General features: G+C 33.3%; 19 protein-coding genes and 2 pseudogenes. 11 read left to right on the top strand and 10 right to left on the bottom strand.

The genetic code is table 11. The annotated features are described in order from the left end of the window. Window positions 1-15: 15 nt before the first annotated feature. The 6 genes from trpC to bamD are packed head-to-tail and all read right to left on the bottom strand — an operon-like array spanning window position 16 to window position 6,183. Window positions 16-792 (bottom strand): indole-3-glycerol phosphate synthase TrpC, encoded by a 777-nt coding sequence (gene trpC, locus CQA38_RS06865; RefSeq protein ID WP_137633261.1) that lies wholly within the window; start codon window positions 790-792, stop codon window positions 16-18. Continuing rightward, window positions 789-2,087, bottom strand: coding sequence for an ATP-dependent nuclease subunit B (locus CQA38_RS06860; RefSeq protein WP_137633260.1), 1,299 nt, complete (start codon window positions 2,085-2,087; stop codon window positions 789-791). The genes trpC and CQA38_RS06860 overlap by 4 nt, the downstream gene beginning before the upstream one ends. After that, window positions 2,066-2,434 (bottom strand): YkgJ family cysteine cluster protein, encoded by a 369-nt coding sequence (locus CQA38_RS06855; RefSeq protein ID WP_137633259.1) that lies wholly within the window; start codon window positions 2,432-2,434, stop codon window positions 2,066-2,068. Before CQA38_RS06855 ends, CQA38_RS06860 begins: the two co-directional genes overlap by 22 nt. Further along, window positions 2,424-3,122, bottom strand: coding sequence for a methyltransferase (locus CQA38_RS06850; protein WP_137633258.1), 699 nt, complete (start codon window positions 3,120-3,122; stop codon window positions 2,424-2,426). The genes CQA38_RS06855 and CQA38_RS06850 overlap by 11 nt, the downstream gene beginning before the upstream one ends. A gap of 40 nt (window positions 3,123-3,162) precedes the next feature. Beyond that, entirely contained in the window at window positions 3,163-5,532 is a 2,370-nt protein-coding gene (lon, locus tag CQA38_RS06845; protein ID WP_137633257.1) for an endopeptidase La, read from the bottom strand. 12 nt (window positions 5,533-5,544) lie between these two features. Continuing rightward, window positions 5,545-6,183, bottom strand: a complete 639-nt coding sequence (bamD, locus tag CQA38_RS06840) for an outer membrane protein assembly factor BamD (protein WP_137633256.1) — start codon at window positions 6,181-6,183, stop codon at window positions 5,545-5,547. Window positions 6,184-6,331: 148 nt separating this feature from the next. On the opposite strand from bamD, the gene fliW reads away from it, so the two are divergent. The 5 genes from fliW to CQA38_RS06815 are packed head-to-tail and all read left to right on the top strand — an operon-like array spanning window position 6,332 to window position 8,922. After that, window positions 6,332-6,724, top strand: coding sequence for a flagellar assembly protein FliW (gene fliW / locus CQA38_RS06835; RefSeq protein WP_137633255.1), 393 nt, complete (start codon window positions 6,332-6,334; stop codon window positions 6,722-6,724). Window positions 6,725-6,728: 4 nt separating this feature from the next. Continuing rightward, on the top strand, window positions 6,729-7,475 hold the full coding sequence (locus tag CQA38_RS06830; RefSeq protein WP_137633254.1) for a pyrroline-5-carboxylate reductase: 747 nt from the start codon (window positions 6,729-6,731) through the stop codon (window positions 7,473-7,475). Then, a complete protein-coding gene (locus CQA38_RS06825) occupies window positions 7,468-7,773 on the top strand; it encodes a hypothetical protein (RefSeq protein ID WP_170999485.1) in 306 nt (101 codons plus the stop codon). The genes CQA38_RS06830 and CQA38_RS06825 overlap by 8 nt, the downstream gene beginning before the upstream one ends. Next, a complete protein-coding gene (locus CQA38_RS06820; protein WP_137633252.1) occupies window positions 7,757-8,491 on the top strand; it encodes a hypothetical protein in 735 nt (244 codons plus the stop codon). Before CQA38_RS06825 ends, CQA38_RS06820 begins: the two co-directional genes overlap by 17 nt. Continuing rightward, window positions 8,488-8,922, top strand: coding sequence for a hypothetical protein (locus CQA38_RS06815; protein WP_137633251.1), 435 nt, complete (start codon window positions 8,488-8,490; stop codon window positions 8,920-8,922). Before CQA38_RS06820 ends, CQA38_RS06815 begins: the two co-directional genes overlap by 4 nt. A gap of 43 nt (window positions 8,923-8,965) precedes the next feature. Here CQA38_RS06815 and CQA38_RS06810 read toward each other — a convergent pair whose 3' ends face one another. The 3 genes from CQA38_RS06810 to CQA38_RS06800 all read right to left on the bottom strand — a co-directional run bounded on the left by CQA38_RS06810 (window position 8,966) and on the right by CQA38_RS06800 (window position 12,291). Then, complete coding sequence (locus tag CQA38_RS06810; protein ID WP_137633250.1) at window positions 8,966-9,616, bottom strand: outer membrane beta-barrel protein; 651 nt, start codon at window positions 9,614-9,616, stop codon at window positions 8,966-8,968. A 199-nt stretch (window positions 9,617-9,815) separates the two neighbouring features. Beyond that, on the bottom strand, window positions 9,816-11,057 hold the full coding sequence (locus CQA38_RS06805; RefSeq protein WP_137633249.1) for an ammonium transporter: 1,242 nt from the start codon (window positions 11,055-11,057) through the stop codon (window positions 9,816-9,818). Between the two features lie 430 nt (window positions 11,058-11,487). Next, a complete protein-coding gene (locus CQA38_RS06800) occupies window positions 11,488-12,291 on the bottom strand; it encodes an inverse autotransporter beta domain-containing protein (RefSeq protein WP_137633248.1) in 804 nt (267 codons plus the stop codon). Between the two features lie 185 nt (window positions 12,292-12,476). Here CQA38_RS06800 and CQA38_RS06795 point away from each other — a divergent pair, with 185 nt between their 5' ends. From CQA38_RS06795 to CQA38_RS06770, 6 genes and pseudogenes are all read left to right on the top strand, one after another. After that, entirely contained in the window at window positions 12,477-12,950 is a 474-nt protein-coding gene (locus tag CQA38_RS06795; RefSeq protein WP_137633247.1) for a hypothetical protein, read from the top strand. A gap of 190 nt (window positions 12,951-13,140) precedes the next feature. Beyond that, window positions 13,141-13,395 carry a hypothetical protein gene (locus tag CQA38_RS06790; protein WP_137633246.1) on the top strand — a complete coding sequence of 85 codons (255 nt, stop codon included), beginning with the start codon at window positions 13,141-13,143 and terminating at the stop codon, window positions 13,393-13,395. 328 nt (window positions 13,396-13,723) lie between these two features. Next, the gene (locus CQA38_RS09220; protein WP_170999484.1) at window positions 13,724-13,873 is read left to right on the top strand and encodes a hypothetical protein; all 150 of its coding nucleotides are present in this window, start codon (window positions 13,724-13,726) and stop codon (window positions 13,871-13,873) included. After that, window positions 13,870-14,258: pseudogene (locus CQA38_RS06780) on the top strand (type II toxin-antitoxin system death-on-curing family toxin). The gene CQA38_RS09220 and the pseudogene CQA38_RS06780 overlap by 4 nt, the downstream one beginning before the upstream one ends. Before the next feature lie 85 nt (window positions 14,259-14,343). Then, entirely contained in the window at window positions 14,344-14,574 is a 231-nt protein-coding gene (locus CQA38_RS06775) for a hypothetical protein (protein ID WP_137633244.1), read from the top strand. Window positions 14,575-14,588: 14 nt separating this feature from the next. Then, window positions 14,589-15,128, top strand: coding sequence for a hypothetical protein (locus CQA38_RS06770; protein WP_137633243.1), 540 nt, complete (start codon window positions 14,589-14,591; stop codon window positions 15,126-15,128). Between the two features lie 6 nt (window positions 15,129-15,134). Here the strand turns inward: CQA38_RS06770 and CQA38_RS09215 are convergent. Further along, window positions 15,135-16,437 (bottom strand): annotated as a pseudogene (locus CQA38_RS09215) (conjugal transfer protein TraG); the annotation flags it as partial.

The raw sequence follows: 16,437 nt of genomic DNA, 5'->3' as shown, positions 1-16,437 counted from the left end.
TCCTTTTTTAGTACTTTACTGCTCGATCAAGCTTTTTAACGCCAGCTTTTCATCAGTCTGTCTCATAAAATACTCACCCATCAAAAAGGCATTTACCCCTATTTCTTGTAACTCTAAAAGCACTTTTTTGCTATCCAAGCCACTTTCAGCTACGATAAATTTATCTCTTGGCATAAAGGCTATAAGCTCTTCACATAGTCTCATATTCATCGTAAAATCATTTAAATTTCTATGATTAATGCCAATAATATTTGCATCTACGAACAATGCCTTGTCTAAATCTTCTTTATTATGCACCTCAAATAAAACTTCTAAATTTAAAGACTTTGCAAACTCATACAAACTTTTAAGCTCATTTTTATCAAGCATTTTAGCGATTAGTAAAATAAAATCTGCTCCAAAAGCCCTAGCTTCAAGTATTTGATACTCATCAAAGATAAAATCTTTTCTCAATAAAGGCAAGGATACTTTTTGGGCAATTTGTTCTAAATACTCAAGTGAACCTTGAAAATAATGAGGCTCTGTTAAAACCGAAATCCCGCACGCCCCTGCTGCTTCATAATTTAAAGCAATTTGAAGTGGCTTAAAATCAGCTCTTATCACGCCTTTGCTTGGACTTGCTTTTTTTACCTCAGCAATGATTTGAATTTTTTTTGTATCCTTGCTAAAAAAAGCAAAAAAGTCTTTTACATTACGAGCAAATGCCCTTTCTTCAAGCTCTACCAAGCTTACGCTTTTTTTTCTTAGCTCTAAATCCTGTTTTGTTTTCTTAAAAATATCTTCTAAGATCATTTTTTCTCCTCTTGCAAGCATTTTTGAATGGCTTTAATATGTGCTTTTGACTCTGCTGAATCAATAAATTCTTTATCGTGCATAGTTTCAAGCATAAGCTCCCAAGCCTTTTGACACTGATTTTGCTTATAATACCCCCAAGCTAAAGAGTCTATAAAAAATAAGTTATTATTTTCAAGCTTCAAAGCCCTTTGCACAAGCTCTATACCTTTTTGAATGTCCTTATCATGATCGATAAGCAAATATCCATAATAATTCAAAAATAAAGCCTCGCTTGTTTCATCAATCCCTTCTTCAAATTTTGCAATTACAGACTCAAGCACCTTTTCATCAACTTTTTTTGCCTTTAAAGCAAGCTCAAATTCAGTCGTTGCAGCAATGAGTAAAAATCTTTTATTATTTGTTTTTTTATACGCTTTTAAAGCAAAATGATATGCTTCTTGTTCCTTTTTTAAAGCAGAAAAAAGTGCAAAAGCAAAGTTTTCATCAAGATTATATGCAAGGGTTAGATTAAGGGCTTCTTGATATTTTTTATCCTCATAAAGCAAACGCACGCTATCATCAAGATAGGCTTTATTTTGCGTAAGCTCATAAAGTTTGAAAAGCAAGTTTTGTAATTTTTCTTTTTCGCCAAGCTCGCTGTATAAATTTGCAAGCAAAGAACAAATTTTTAAAGAACAACCCACTTTTGATACAAAGCTCTCAAGCTCTTTTTTTGCATTTTGTTTTTGCCCTAAAATAAGCTCATTATCAGCGATTTTAAGGCTTAAATTCTCATTTGGATCCAACTCTTCTTTAAGGTATTTTTTTGCGAGATAATAATTTTGCAAAGAAAGAGCAAATTGTCTATTTTGAGCGTAAATATCGCCCAAAAGTTCATAATTTCTAAAGTCCTTATCTCTTAAAATAAGCTCTTCAAGCAAATTTTTAGCACTCTTAATATCTTGTTTTTGTATATGATAAAGCACGCCCAAACGCACTAAATCAGGGCTTTGATTAAAATAAGGCTTTGCAAGCTCATACAACTCATCTTTTTTATCAAGATTATTAAAAATGCTGATCATAAAGGCATTTTCGATAAGTTTTTCATCTTTATACTCAGCAAAAAGCTCTAAAAACATATCTCTAGACTTTAAAGCTTCGCCCATTTCATTATAAGTCATTGCTTCTAAAAGCTTAAAATCAAGGCTTTGTTGCTTTGTATCAAGAGTATAAGGACTTGAAAAAGATGAAGTCTTTACAACACAAGCGCTGAAATTTACAAGTAATAACGCTAAAAATATATACCTATACATTCGTTTTTTAATTCCTCTTTGTGTTTTTTAAAATAATCCCAAAAGGGAAAAGTTCTACACTGCTTTGGACGCAACTCATAAATACTGCAATTTTTCTTTCTTTGATCAAAAAAAATACACGCAAAACCATTCTCAAATTCACATTCTTTAAAACTATATCTTAAGCCCACTTTTCGCAGATAAGTTTTTACAAACTCAGCTTTTTCAAGCCCCAAAAAAGCTCTTATAGCTTCTAGCTCTTCAAAACTTGCAAAGATATTGCCACTTTCACCAACACAGCATTTACCACCACAAGCTACGCAAGCCTTTTCATCAAAACAAAAATCAAAACCTTGTTTATATATCATTACTTTTTATCCTTATATTTGCTTGCAAAGCCTTCATTTGTGGGCTTAAAATACCATTTTCATACATACAAAAAGGAGCTAAAAAGGCACAAGGGGCTTTTGAACTTTTTCTAGCTTCGATCAAAAGCAATCTTGCTTTATCATCTTTACTCTTATGCACACTTTGAATTTGACTTAAGTTTAACTTAAACTCACTCAAACACTGCACGATCTTAGCCAAAGCCAAAGCCTCATAACAAAAATACAATTTACCCTGAGGTTTTAAAGCAAGGCTTGCTTGATGAATGAAGTCTTTTAAGCTTAAACTATCTTGAAATTTAGCCATATTTTTATGCTCATCTTGTGAACGCATAGCTTTAAGGCTATAAAATGGTGGGTTTGAAACGATGATATCAAATGCTTGCCTTTGCATAAATTCCTTGAAATCCACACAAAGCACCTCAGCTTCAAGCTCGTTTTGATCTGCATTTTTCCTTGCTAAAGCACAATTTTGCTCTACAATATCAAGCAAAACAAGCTTGATTTGTGGCACAAAGGCTTTAAGCATTAAGCCTATGATCCCGCACCCACAACCCATATCTAAAAGCCTGCCTTTAAGCTTTTGTTTTAACACAAAGTCAAACAAAAGCAAAGAATCACTATTATAACGATAGCCTTGTTTGAATTGAGAAAAAACAAGCTCTTGCAAGGCTTATACTTTCATATTTTCAAAAACTAAAGAGCAAAGCTTAAAGCAAGGCATATTTTAAAACCTCATCAAAACTCTTAACTGGGATAATCTCAAGATTTTGCTTTACCTCATCTGGAATTTCTTTTAAATCCCTTTCATAGTTTTTCTGTGGGATTAAAGCTGTTTTTATGTCTGCTTTATAGGCAGCAATGAGCTTTTCTTTAAGTCCGCCAATTGGCAAAACCTTGCCCATAAGATCAAGCTCGCCTGTCATAGCTACATCTGAGCGCACTTTACTTCCACTAAATACGCTTGCTAAAGCCACGCACATGGTTATACCTGCACTTGGTCCATCTTTTGGGGTAGCTCCATCTGGAACATGCAGGTGGATATTGTATTGATCATAAACATTTTCTTTTAGCTTATAAAAAAGCTTTTTAGGTACTTTAAGCTTGTTTTCATCGATTAAAACCTTTACTACGCTAAAGGCTATACGCGCGCTTTCTTTCATCACATCGCCTAGCGAGCCAGTAAGCACAAGCTCGCCCTTACCTTTGATCTTGATGGCTTCGATCTTAAGTACATCTCCGCCCACAGCTGTCCAAGCAAGCCCATTGACTTGTCCTATCTCATCTTTTCCGCTTTGTTTTTCGATCTCATAGACTTTTTTATCTAAAAAAGCATTTAAATTCTTAGCTGTGATGCTGATCTTTTTGCTTTCTTCAAGCAGAAGTTTTTTTGCTGCTTTGCGGCATAGTTCGGCTACTTTTCGTCTTAAGGTTCTTACTCCTGATTCTCTTGTATATTCGCTAATCATCAGCTCAGTTGCATCTTTGCTAATGCTTAGTTCTGTGCTTTTTAGACCATGTTTTTTAAGCTCATCAGGGATAAGATAGTTTTTGGCTATAGCAAATTTTTCACTTGGAGTATAAGAGCTAAGTTCAATAAATTCCATTCTATCTCTTAAAGGAGCTGGAATTTGGCTAATATCATTGGCTGTGGCGATAAAGATGATCTTACTTAAATCTATATTAAAATTTAAATAATAATCCCTAAATTTAGCATTTTGTTCTGGATCAAGTATCTCTAACAGTGCTGCACTTGGATCGCCTCTAAAGCTTCTGTTGATCTTATCGATCTCATCAAGCACGACAACAGGATTGATCTGCTTTGCTTCTATAAGTCCTTGGACTATGCGTCCTGGCATAGCCCCTATATAAGTGCGGCGGTGCCCTCTTAGTTCATTCACATCCTCAAGTCCGCCTAAAGCTATGCGTATGAGTTCTCTTTTTAAAGCCTTGGCTACTGAGTTTGCAAGACTTGTTTTACCCACACCCGGAGGTCCATACAGACATAAAATGACTTTAGCTCCATCTTTATCAGCCACACCTCTTTTTTCCAAAAGCTCACGCACTGCAAAATACTCTTCTATGCGTTCTTTTGGCTTATTTAGGGCGTAATGGTCTTTATTGAGCTGTTTGCTGACTTCTTTGATGTCAAGCTTTTTTTTCGCTAGCTTTTCAAAAGGCACTTCAAGGGCTGTTTCTATATAGGTTTGAAGCATGCTTGCTTCTGAATTATCTTGATGAATGCGTTCAAATTTTTCAATTTGCTTTTTGATCTCTTTATAAGCTTCTTCATACATGAATTTTTTCTTCGCCTCAAGCTTAGTATGATAATCCCTAGCCTCGTCTTCTTTTTGTGCGTCAAAGCCAAGTTCTTTTTGAATTTGTCTTAGTTGCTCTTTTAAAAAATACTCTTTATTAACCTTATCGATCTTTGAATGAACCTTACTTTTGATCTCTTTTTGAAGTTTATTTGTTTCTATTTCTTCAGCAATTAAGGCTATGAGTTTAAGCATTTTTTGCTCTAAATCAACTTCTATAAAAAACTCATAAGCAGTTTGCTTTTTAATGCGTATGGTATTTAAGATAAGATCACAAATCCTTGCACTATCAACGCCCTCTTCTATGCTTCTTAACAAATCAGGACTAAAATAATGACTCATTGAAGCTAAAGCACGCACTTTTTCTTTTAAAACAGCAAGCAAGGCTTCGTTTTTGCTGGCTTCTGGGATCTTTTGCTGGATTAAATCAACCTCAGCCATCAAAGGCTTTTGTCCGCTTTGTTTGATGATCTTACCCTTAGCATAACCTTGAAAAAGGATTTTTATGCGTCCATCAGGTAAAGGCACTTTACGCATAATCGTGCCTATAACTCCACAATCATAAATTTCATTAAAGGTTCTTGCACCTTCAAATTTAGAAGGAGCGACAAAGATCATACTTTCGTTTTTAAGCGCAAGCTCAAGGGCTTTGATATTGTCAATATCGCTTAAAAAAATCGGCGTTATCATAAAAGGATATAAAAAAAGTTCATCTTCAACCAAAACAGGAAGTTTGGCTGGGTAGTTTTGCACCATTTGCATTATCGTTTTTCCTTATTCAAAAATTCGTCTATACCAAGCAACTTTAGCCTTAATCATAGGCACATCATTAAATTCAGACTCTTGCAATCTTTGCTGATAAATTTCATAGCTTTGTTCTCTATCTGTGCGTTTGTAAAGACTGGCTATGTTTTCATCTAAGGCAAAAATAGCAAGGTTAAATTTCGTAAGCATGGTTTGCACCAAAGGAGCGTATTCAGTTTGTGGATAAGTCTTTGAAAATGTAGCGATTTGATCCCTGCCCTCAAGCAAAAGAGCTTGCTCTCTATTTGGCTGAGCAAAGGCTTCAAATTTAGCCTTAATCTGCAAATAACGGATAAAATCAAGATTTTGAGAATTCCCAAACTTTTTTGCATTTTCTTCCAAATAAAAATCAGCAAGTTTGTATTCTTCTTCTTCAATATGCATTTGAGCTAGAATAAGCTGTATAGGCTCTAGCAAAGCATCAGCACTATGTTCGCTTGCCATAGAAGTATAATGCTCATCAGCTTTTTCAAGATCATTGTCTTGTATATCTTTGATGATTTGTTCGTGCCACTGCAAAGCACTTAGGTTGTAAAGTTCATCATTTCTCGTGCTACATGCTAAAAATAAAAAACTTATACTCAAGAAAAAAAGAAGTCGTGTTTTCATAAAAATTTACCTATATTTTGTATTTTATTTGATTTTTTCAAAATTATAGTAAAAAAAAATAAATAATTTGGTTTTTTGGAACCCCTTTTGCTTATTTTATGGTAGAATTCTTAAATGAATTCTAAATCAAAAAACAAAGGATGCAAAGATGAATCTTGCTGTAAAATGCCCTATATTAGGGTTTGAAGAAACTAAAACTATGGAATTTAAGCCAGTAGATGAGCTTTTTGCCGAGCTTAAAAGTCTAGATGGAAGCGACTTTAAATTCGTGCTTGTCAATGCTCAAGTGATCCGCCCGGGCTATGACTTTGAAATACCAACATATTATCAAGAATTGCTTGGTTTAAATGCTGATTCAAAAAGAGAAGCTTATATCATCATGGCTATGCATAAGGATTTAAGTGAGTCAAGTTTAAATTTCCTCGCTCCTATCGTGATCAATTGGGATAATAACTCCTTAGTTCAAGTGATCTTAGACTCAGCAACTTATCCAGAGTATTTTCAAGCGGATAAAATTTCAAACTATGTAAAGAAAGACTAAGGCTTTGAAAGAACTTTTTATCCTTGCAAGCGGAACTATGGCTAAAGCTCTTGCAAAAGGGCTAAAAGACAAGTATAAAATCAGCTTCGTAGGACGCAACATCGCCCAACTTGAAGCCTTAAAACATGATGGTTTTAGCACATTTTTGTATGAAGACTTTAACCTAGAAAGCAAGGACATTATACTTGCTTTTAAGCCTTATGCCCTAAATGAAGTCGCAAACAAGCTCAAAGGCAAGGCTCGCTTGCTTATATCTGTGCTTGCAAATACCGATCTTAAGAGTTTAGAAGTGATAAAAGCTCAAAATTACGCCCGCATAATGCCAAACACCGCAGCAGCTTTTAAAGCTTCAACTACGCCTTTTATTTGCAAGAATGAGCTTTTTAAAGATGAAATTATAACCATTTTGCAAAGCTTCGGACAAGCTTTTGAGCTTGAAAAAGAAAGCCAAATGAATGCAGCCATGGCACTAAGTGGTTGCGCTCCAGCCTTTTTGGCAATGGTGGCTGAAAGCATAAGCAATGCTGGTGTATATGAGGGCTTAAATGCTGATTTAAGCTCAAAGCTCACAAAAGCAAGCTTTCAAAGTTTTGCTACTCTTGTGCAAGATACGCACCCAGCTCTCATTAAAGAACAAATTTGTTCTCCCGGTGGCGTTACGATCAAGGGCGTGCGTGCTTTAGAAGACAAAAATCTTCGCTCAGCTTTTTTTAAAGCCATTCACGCAAGTGCAAACAACCTTGATGACTAGGGCATTTTCCTTACTTGAAAGCGTTTTTGCCCTACTTGTTTTAGCCTTAATTTTTTCTTTTGCTTATTTTGCCTTAAATCAAATTCTTAAAAATCAAAACATCTCTTTGCAAAGCTTATATGAAGCCCAAAAAGAGCTTAAAAACGAGCCTTTAAAGCCCTTGCGTTTAAAACCTAATGAACTTCTTGAGCTTGAATTTAAGGAGCAAATACACTCAAACTCAACTTTTAAACTTAAAAGCCTAAAACCAGCACATAGACATTATGAGGCGGAATTTAAAGATGAAAAAAGCTTTTAGCCTCTTTGAATGCTTGCTGGTGCTTGTTTTATCTTGTGCATTTGCACTTATCATCTTTCAACCTTTACAAAATCTTTTTTCTTTATATACATCACAGCAAAGTCAAAAAGCCCTAGAGCTTCACTCAAGCTTTACGCTCATAGAAAAACTCTTAAGACGTTGTATCAAACTTCAAATTTCTTCTCAAAATATATCTTGTCTTTTAGAAGATAAAAATAATATCTTGTTGCAACATTCTTTACACACTTTTATTGGCAGTTCAGGGCTTTTACTTCAAGATCAAAACAAAAGCTTTTATGCTCCTAAAAGTCATTTCATCTATGAAATCACAGAGAACAACAAAAAAATACAAGCTGGAGTTTTAGCCCAACAACTCACCCTTAGGAACCAAAAAAATCCCTTTTTATACCTTTACAGCCTTGAAACAAAGCAAATTTATGAACTTGAAGTTTTAGATGATACAAGGCTTAAATTTAGCCAAAATACTGAATTTAAAGGCTTTTACAAACTTGTTGAAGCAAATATATTTATAAGTTTTCAACAAAACTCACTTAGCTACGAATACACGCCTTATTCAAGCACAAAATCCCAAAAAGCCATTCTTTTAGAAGGGGTACAAAGCTTTGCCATCAGCCAAAACGCTTCAACTTATACCATGAAAATTTGTCTTTTTGATAAAACAAAGCCCATTTGCCTAGAAAAAGAGCTTTTGCTATGAAAAAAGCTTATATCTTGCTTGCGAGTCTTGCTTTACTCGCCTTTTTTAGCTTTACGCTCATCTTTTATCTCAAGCAAACAAGCTATATACCAAAAAGGCTAAAAGATACTATTTTACATACTCAAGCCCAAATTCTCTTGCAGGATTTTAAAGAGCTTTCAAAGCTTTTTTTGTATGAAGCTAAACTTCAGGGCAAAGACTGCCTTGAAAGTGTAAGTTTAAACTACCCAAATGCAAATGATTTTATCATTATTAGGTATTTTTACCCATTGGGTAAATGTGAGAATTTTAAGCTTACTCAGCTTAATACAGACGCAAATTTAAGTAAAGATAAGCTCATCATCGCTCATATCAACATACTCTTAAACAGCCAAAACGCTGTTAATGATGAAATTTTTATTCAAGATACTTTTACATTGTATCCAAAGTAAAAATTGACTTGAAAAATTTCCAAGTCAATTATGAGTTTAGTTTTTAGAAGTTATAAACATAGCGAATGCCGGTTGTATCTGGTTGGACGATTTTTTGTCGTTGATAGCTTGCGTTGCCATCTTTATCAACGAATTCAACCGGAAATTCCACGCCCCTAGCAAATCTTCTGTAAATTTCAAAGCTATGACGCTCATTAAACACAGCTCTAAAACCAAAAGTAAGCCCCATATCTATACCCTCAACACTACCAACATCTTGAACATGGTAGTCTATATAGCCTAAATTTACACCAGCATATGCACCAAAAATTCTCCCATCACAATCACAAAAATTATACATCACGTCAACATTAGCACCTATACTTAAAGCACCCATTATAACATCTTCATCACTTCTTTTATCGCCTCCAGTAAAAAAACCATAATTAAAGCTTCCATAGCCTCTTACGCCAAATTTTGGTGTAAAGAAGTGCTTATAACCACTTATAAAACCGAGTCTTGGACCTTTTAAACCTAAATTTTTATAACTTCCCGTAACATCACCATCTCTAGTCTTTTCTTCAATTGTTTGATTTGCAAGCCCTCTTGCCACATCAACACCAAAAAATCCTCCGCTTTCCTCAGCCCAAACATCACTTGTTAAAGCCGCCAAAAGAGCAATGCCACCGCATATCTTTGCAAATCCTTTTTGCATGTCTTCTCCTTAAAAATAAAATAAAGTTATTATTATAGCCCCCCCCCTTAAGCTTTGTTTAAAAAAAACTTAAATTTAAAAAAAATATATTATAAAAAGATGATAAAAGTCAAAAATCAAAACAAGTAGATTTAAAAATTTGCGAAGTTGAAAATAAGGTATTAAAATCTTTCAATTTTTGAGCCAAAAGGCTCAAAAATCAACTCAAGCTATATGCTTTTTCTCCATGAATACTACGATCAAGCCCCTCAAATTCAAGCTGTTCTTCTACTCTTAAACTTGTAAAAAGCGAGATAAACTTAAAGATAACAAAACTTACAAAAGCTGAAAGTCCTATGCAAACGCCTATAGCTAGAATTTGTTCTAAAAGCAAATCCCAGCTTCCGCTGATAAGCAAGCCCTCGCCCAAAGCTCCCTCAGCCACAACGACTGGATTAACACCCCCGCTTGCAAAAAGTCCAGTAGCTATGCCACCCCAAACACCGCCTATGCCATGCAAAGAAAAGGCGTCTAGGGTATCATCAAGATGAAGTTTGTATTTGATATAACTTAAACCAGCATAGCAAAACACAGCCGATAAAGCCCCTATGATTAAAGAAGCTGTTACGCCAACATATCCGCATGCTGGTGTAATGCCAACAAGCCCAGCTACAAGCCCACTTAAACCGCCAAGCAAACTTGGGCGTTTGTGTATGAGCCACTCAGCCAAAACCCAAACCAAAAAGCCAGTTGAGGCTGAAAGTATGGTAACCACAAAGGCATTTACCGCTATATCATCGATTGCTCCAGCACTTCCAGCATTAAAACCCAGCCAACCGATAAAAAGCAAAATCGCTCCTAAAAACGCGTAAGGTATAGAATGAGCGTTATTTGAAGCCTTGCTTGGTTTGTCTTTTCTTGCTCCTACGAGCAAAGCTCCCACAAGTCCAGCAACCCCAGAACTTATATGCACCACGCCTCCACCAGCAAAGTCTAAGCTTCCTCTTTGAAGCAAAAAGCCCTCGCTACTCCATATCATATGCGCTAAAACATCATACACTAAAGTGCTCCAAAAGATCAAAAACACCACCAAAACCCCAAGCTTGATCCTACCTACCAAAGAACCGGTAATGATAGCTGAAGCGATGAGAGCAAACATAAGCTGAAAGATGACAAAAAGTATGTTTGGCACTCCAGCAGCGTTATATCCACTGATATTTTCAAGTCCTACATTTAAAAAGCCCCCAACTAACCCTGCCCCGCTATCTTCGCTAAAAGCAAGACTAAAGCCTATGATAACCCATTGCAAAGTAATCACACCAAAAACGATGAAACAATTCATAATGGTATTTAAGGTATTTTTACTCCTCACCATACCAGAATAAAACATAGCCAAAGCCGGCGTCATCAAAAGCACCAACAAAGCACACAACATAATAAAGCTTGAATTTGCTGCATTCATTTTCACTCCTTTTGTAAAAAATCAAAGAATTATATATTTAATTTCCTTAAAATAAAATTTTATTTAAGAATTTTTTTATATATTTTTTATAATAAAATTAAAAATATAATTATAAATTAAATTTTTTACTGAATTTTGTTGATATTTATGCTTAATATTTCAGCTTGAAAGATATTTTTATTTTAACCCATCTAAAAAAATGTTTTAAAATAAACTCTAAATTCAAATTTTTATACATAAATAATATTTTTATATATAAAAATATTAAATTAAGTTTAAATTAATAATAAAATATTTAGAGTTGTTTTATTTGTTAGCGTTGTGTTTTAAAATCAATCTGCTTAAATCCATATCATTGCTTTAAATTTGGTATTTAGTATCTTTGTTTTTATTTTCTTAAATATTTATCTTATCTTTTACAATGAAAAATTTATAAATTTTTCCTTTTATAAAACTCATATTGATCGAGTTCAAAAAGTTTATTTTGATCTCTTTTAAGCTGTTTTAAAAAATTTTCTTTATAGTTGAGCTTAAAGCCAAAATGCAAACTTGTATCTGTATCATCGATCTGGGCTGGGTTTTTTAGCTTTTGCTGACTAAGGCTGAAATTGAAAATTGAAAATGGCGAATAATTAAGCGTGTAACGCACTTTTTCATTATCTTTGCTAAGATCAAAGCCAAGTGGCGTGTATATGGGTAAGACAAAGGCAAAGCCAAGTTGCAAATTTCTCTTTTGTTCGTCGTTAAGCTCGTCTTGATCGAAAATATAATAATTCGTATAAGCCTTAAAATAAGAGCCAAAACCCAACTCTGTGCCAAGGCTATAGCTGTTTTTTTCCTGTACTCTATCAGCAAAGCCATTGAGTCCAAAAAGCATACTGCCTTGCTGGTAGCGGTTAATCAAGCCGTTTGAATAATCTAAATATTCTTGATTGATCATAAATTCTTTTTGAAAAAGTAAAACGCCGTATTGGTTTTCATATAATAAATTCATATTTTTAAGCTCAAAACTTTGAGAGTTAAAATCAAAATTTGAGGAAGTTTGATCTGCAGAATTTCCAAATTCAAGCACTTGAGCCAAAGAATTATTTAAACTATCTTGAAAATTCGGTGCTTGCTCTTCAAGTTGATGTGGCTTTTGCGTGATATTTCTTTCGTATTTTTTCCAAGCATCATTATGCTTATCAGCGCAAATGAGAGAACATAGAAAAATCAAGCAGTATAATTTTTTCATAGTTTTATTGTAAATCAAAATCGTAAATCAAAAATAAGTATAATTTCATAAAAATAATATCTTGGTTAAAATAGATATAAATCTTGTCAATCTTAGCAAGCGATGAGATAAATTCGTATTTTAAATTAAAATGATGATTTTATAAAATTATGATAAAATATATATCTTAAATTTAAAGCAAAAAAATGAATGGTGGATTAGTTTATATAAGCAGTGTGATAGTATTTAACCTTGTTTTAAATTTTATCGGCATTATGTTTATTGTTAATGTATTGTGCTTTTATGCGCTTAACTTTATAAAATACACAAGCAAATTTATCAATTTTTATTTTCTTGTTGGAGAATTTTTTGGAAATTGTATAGTTGGCGTGGCTGGATTTTATCTTTGTGTGTTTATAGATGATACTTTTTTTGAATTTCAAGGCGCAATTTTTGTTGCTATACTTGCTATTTCTTCAATTTTAATGATATTAAATATGCTTTTTTTACTCATACGATATAGTGCGTTTGAATATGGATTAAACTACAAAAAGATTTTACATGAAAAAGCAGAAATAAAAATGTGGATAATAAAAAGTCTTATTTTTGGAGCTTTGCTTTCCTCGCTTTTTGCTTGTTTATGCATAATCATCTTTTGGTTTTTTTATGATCAAATTTGATATATATTCTTTCTTATAGATAGCTCTATATCCAAAATGTATGTTGTCACATTTTTATTTCCTTCTGCTTGTAATCTAACTAGGGTATTTTATGGAACATTCTTTGTTTTTTTAATTAAGTTGTGACATAGCGGGGGGGGGGCGTTTAGTTATAAACTAAGCAAAGTTTTAAAAGATTGTACTTGTTGTGTTGCGCGATAGTGAAGCAAAAAAATGGTGGCAATTAAAAAAGAAATGTAGCATTTCTTCTTATGCAATCTCTGCTTTAAAAATTACTAGATTGCTTGTTGATGATACTTCTACAAAGAAAAGAATTGGAACGGAAATGCTTATTCTAGCAGATATTCTCGCTTTTAGCATATCCAATCTAGTTGGTTGCAAACTTATTATAGTAGATGCTAAAAATGAAGCTAAAGGCTTTTATCAAAAAAAATGGTTTCAATGAATTATCATCACAACCACAAGGAGAAACTACACTGATGGTAAAAGAAGTAATAAATAGTAAAGATAAAAAAGAGCTTACCGAATATCTAAATTTTTGTAATGAATATTCTTTAAATCTTATTGAATCTTTTTTAAAAGAAATTATTAAATCTTAATTCAATAATAGAGTAAATTCTACCAATGTTAAAAACTTCAATCTACCATTGACTTTTTAACACTTTTATGCTAAAATATCATCATTGAAATGATGAAAATATAGGAGTTTGTAGATTATTTTTACTATAAAAAATATCCAAAAATAATCTTATTTAAATTCAAAGGATTTTGCAATGCAAACAATAAGACAAGAAGCCACTCAAAAACAAAGCAAAGCATACATTGCCGAAAGAGAAGCTGTTAAAAAAACTATGGAAAAAATGGCAAAAGAACTTGAAAAACCACAAATTAAGGCTGTATTTCAAAGATTAAAAGATAAATGAAATATATAGAAATTGACGAAGCTATTGCCATTCACGAAAAAATCATTGAAACGATAGGTGGGCTTAGTGGTTATAATGATACACAAATTTCTTACTTAACAAGTGCCTTAGAGCATATAAAAAATGATGAATACTATCCAACCATTGCTGATAAAATCACTCATTTAATGTTTGCTTGTATAAAATCCACCCATTCTTAGATGGAAATAAAAGAACTGCTATATTTTTGGGAATGCACTTTTTAGATTTAGATGATAAATATAATGATAAATTTGCCGAGATTATGGAGGATATTGTCGTAGGCGTAGCTGATAATACTATTTCAAAAGATAGCTTAAATAAAATTTTAAATGATTTTATTTTAAATTATAATATGATAAATTGATACTTCTTATTATATATCATTGACTTTTTAACACTTTTATGCTATAATATCATCATTAAAATAATGAAAATATGGGAGTTTGTAGATGAGCATTTATGAAAAAATAGCAACTTGTTTTATTGTATTTGCATTTATTTGTTTTGTTGCTGGTATAGTGGGACTTATACTCTTAACTTCAGGTGTAATTTTTGGAGTTGGTATAGTTTTTGCAGTTTTTTTCCTTATTCTAGCTACTGCTATAGTTAAATTATCTTATCTTACTAGCTTTAAAGGGAAATCAGATGTATTTTGGTATTGGGCATTATTTAAAAAATAAAAAAGGTGTTAAATATGAAAAATAAAATTTCTCGCATAGCACTACTTATTGCTTTTGGCTGCTTATCTTTTACCTATGCTTCTGATAATTTAGAATGTAATTCTGCACAAGATTGTAAGCAAAAGGCTGAATTTCAATATTATAAAGAAAAACCAAACTATCAAAACTACATAAAATATTTAGAAAAAAGGTGCTATAAATTTAAACAATGTTACGAGCTTGGGAGCGAATATCTCAAAGGCGAATTTGTAGAGAAAAATTATAAAAAAGCAGTAGAACTGATGGAGCCTCACTGCGAAGTTGATAGAACGGTGCCTTGTGATACAGTTGCAGATTTATATGCAAGAGGCGATAAATATCTTCAACCAAATCCTCATATAGCTAGAATATATTCCGATATAACTAAGTATTATAAAAAACTTGCGTGGCAAGCATCTGTATGCAAGGCTCAAATAGAAAATGGTGTAATAAATCCTAACGATATAGATTGTAAGGATATTATTAAAGACTATGAAAACATAAAAGCAAATTACTCAATGCCAAAAGAGCATTGAGTAATTTTATATTCCTAAATTTTCAGGAATCGGTCTTAAACCTGTAACTTTTTGTATTTGGTTGTTAATATTTGTTTTTGAATTACTGATTTCTCTAAACTTGTCTGCCACAGGATTTCCTTGACTTGCTGTAGCTTTTACATCTTGTTCACTTGGCAGAAAAGCACTGTTAGTTTTACCATCTCCAACTACTCGGACATTTTCCATTTCTTTATTGTGTTGTTCCATTATTGCTTTTGAAGAAGCATTAGGATTTGCATAATTTATTCCCTCAGCCCTAGTAGTAAATGTATCCCCTTGTGTTGTCATTGCAGCACCAAATTGTTGGTTGAATTGAGCAAGTCCTGCTGGATTGCTTTTTATCATACCATTAATTTGATTGCCTGCATCTGTAAAGTATTTATTTTGAGTAGCTGTATCAAGACTCATAAAATCATTATGTCCATCTTTGGCTGCTAAATCTCTAGCACAATTGTTAAGTATATTATCAGCATTATTGCTTGTTATGCCTTGAATACTGCTTTGAGCTTCAGTATAAGATTGTCCGTGAGAAAGTATTTTTTGCATATTCACGCTATCTTCTCCTCTTAATGATTGCGTCCAACTTGAATCTATGCCCTCACTTGTAGCTAAAGTTTTTGCAGATGCTCTTTGCATCATTGTATCATAAGCTGCTTTTTCTGTATCACTTAGAGTATCTGAAGAACTCCATTCTTTAGTAGCTCTACCTTCTACACCAGCAGATATTTCAGAACCAAAAGCACTAAGTCCTGCTTGAGCCTTAGCATAAGCAGAAATATTAGCTTTTTGAGAATCGCTTAATTGGGTATTATGGCTAATTTCATTTCCAAAATGACTAGCGAAGCTTTTTTGAAAGCTCTCATTGCCTTGTTCCATAAAGCCTTTTGCCACATTTAACATCGAAGCTTTACCCTCAGCACTAAGCTTGCTATATGTATCATTAAAAGTATTGTTCCAATTTTCAGCCAAAGTCTTTGCCTCTTGATTAGCAGTTGACATAGTCCCTGAGCTAAAAGAAGCTCCTTGCATAATACCACCTACATTTGTTCCACTAAATACCGCATTTTGTAGATCACTATTATGCACTCCTGCACCATCAAAGGCTTGTTTGGTATTTGTATTTGTAAGATTGCCTTGACTATCTTCAAAAGCACCTTGACGATAATGTATGCCAGCACTTACACCGATAACTTCCTCCCCTCTAGGAGTAGAAATTTCTGTCTTAGTAGAAAGTCCTTGCTGAGTAGAAAAGCTACTTGCTGATCTTGCACTACCTGCTAGTTGTTGG

The sequence above is a fragment of the Campylobacter sp. MIT 12-5580 genome (genome assembly GCF_005406235.1).
Lineage (GTDB): Bacteria > Campylobacterota > Campylobacteria > Campylobacterales > Campylobacteraceae > Campylobacter_D.
This window is presented reverse-complemented; position numbering and strand designations above follow the sequence as displayed.

Excerpts from the sequence above, each read along its gene's own strand:
- trpC (WP_137633261.1), bottom strand. The coding sequence starts at position 792 with ATGATCTTAGAAGATATTTTTAAGAAAACAAAACAGGATTTAGAGCTA.
- CQA38_RS06820 (WP_137633252.1), top strand. The coding sequence starts at position 7,757 with ATGAAAAAAGCTTTTAGCCTCTTTGAATGCTTGCTGGTGCTTGTTTTA.
- CQA38_RS06800 (WP_137633248.1), bottom strand. The coding sequence starts at position 12,291 with ATGAAAAAATTATACTGCTTGATTTTTCTATGTTCTCTCATTTGCGCT.
- CQA38_RS06825 (WP_170999485.1), top strand. The coding sequence starts at position 7,468 with ATGACTAGGGCATTTTCCTTACTTGAAAGCGTTTTTGCCCTACTTGTT.
- bamD (WP_137633256.1), bottom strand. The coding sequence starts at position 6,183 with ATGAAAACACGACTTCTTTTTTTCTTGAGTATAAGTTTTTTATTTTTA.
- CQA38_RS06860 (WP_137633260.1), bottom strand. The coding sequence starts at position 2,087 with ATGTATAGGTATATATTTTTAGCGTTATTACTTGTAAATTTCAGCGCT.
- CQA38_RS06810 (WP_137633250.1), bottom strand. The coding sequence starts at position 9,616 with ATGCAAAAAGGATTTGCAAAGATATGCGGTGGCATTGCTCTTTTGGCG.
- CQA38_RS06770 (WP_137633243.1), top strand. The coding sequence starts at position 14,589 with ATGAAAAATAAAATTTCTCGCATAGCACTACTTATTGCTTTTGGCTGC.
- CQA38_RS06815 (WP_137633251.1), top strand. The coding sequence starts at position 8,488 with ATGAAAAAAGCTTATATCTTGCTTGCGAGTCTTGCTTTACTCGCCTTT.
- CQA38_RS06855 (WP_137633259.1), bottom strand. The coding sequence starts at position 2,434 with ATGATATATAAACAAGGTTTTGATTTTTGTTTTGATGAAAAGGCTTGC.
- CQA38_RS06795 (WP_137633247.1), top strand. The coding sequence starts at position 12,477 with ATGAATGGTGGATTAGTTTATATAAGCAGTGTGATAGTATTTAACCTT.
- CQA38_RS09220 (WP_170999484.1), top strand. The coding sequence starts at position 13,724 with ATGCAAACAATAAGACAAGAAGCCACTCAAAAACAAAGCAAAGCATAC.
- lon (WP_137633257.1), bottom strand. The coding sequence starts at position 5,532 with ATGCAAATGGTGCAAAACTACCCAGCCAAACTTCCTGTTTTGGTTGAA.
- CQA38_RS06775 (WP_137633244.1), top strand. The coding sequence starts at position 14,344 with ATGAGCATTTATGAAAAAATAGCAACTTGTTTTATTGTATTTGCATTT.
- fliW (WP_137633255.1), top strand. The coding sequence starts at position 6,332 with ATGAATCTTGCTGTAAAATGCCCTATATTAGGGTTTGAAGAAACTAAA.
- CQA38_RS06805 (WP_137633249.1), bottom strand. The coding sequence starts at position 11,057 with ATGAATGCAGCAAATTCAAGCTTTATTATGTTGTGTGCTTTGTTGGTG.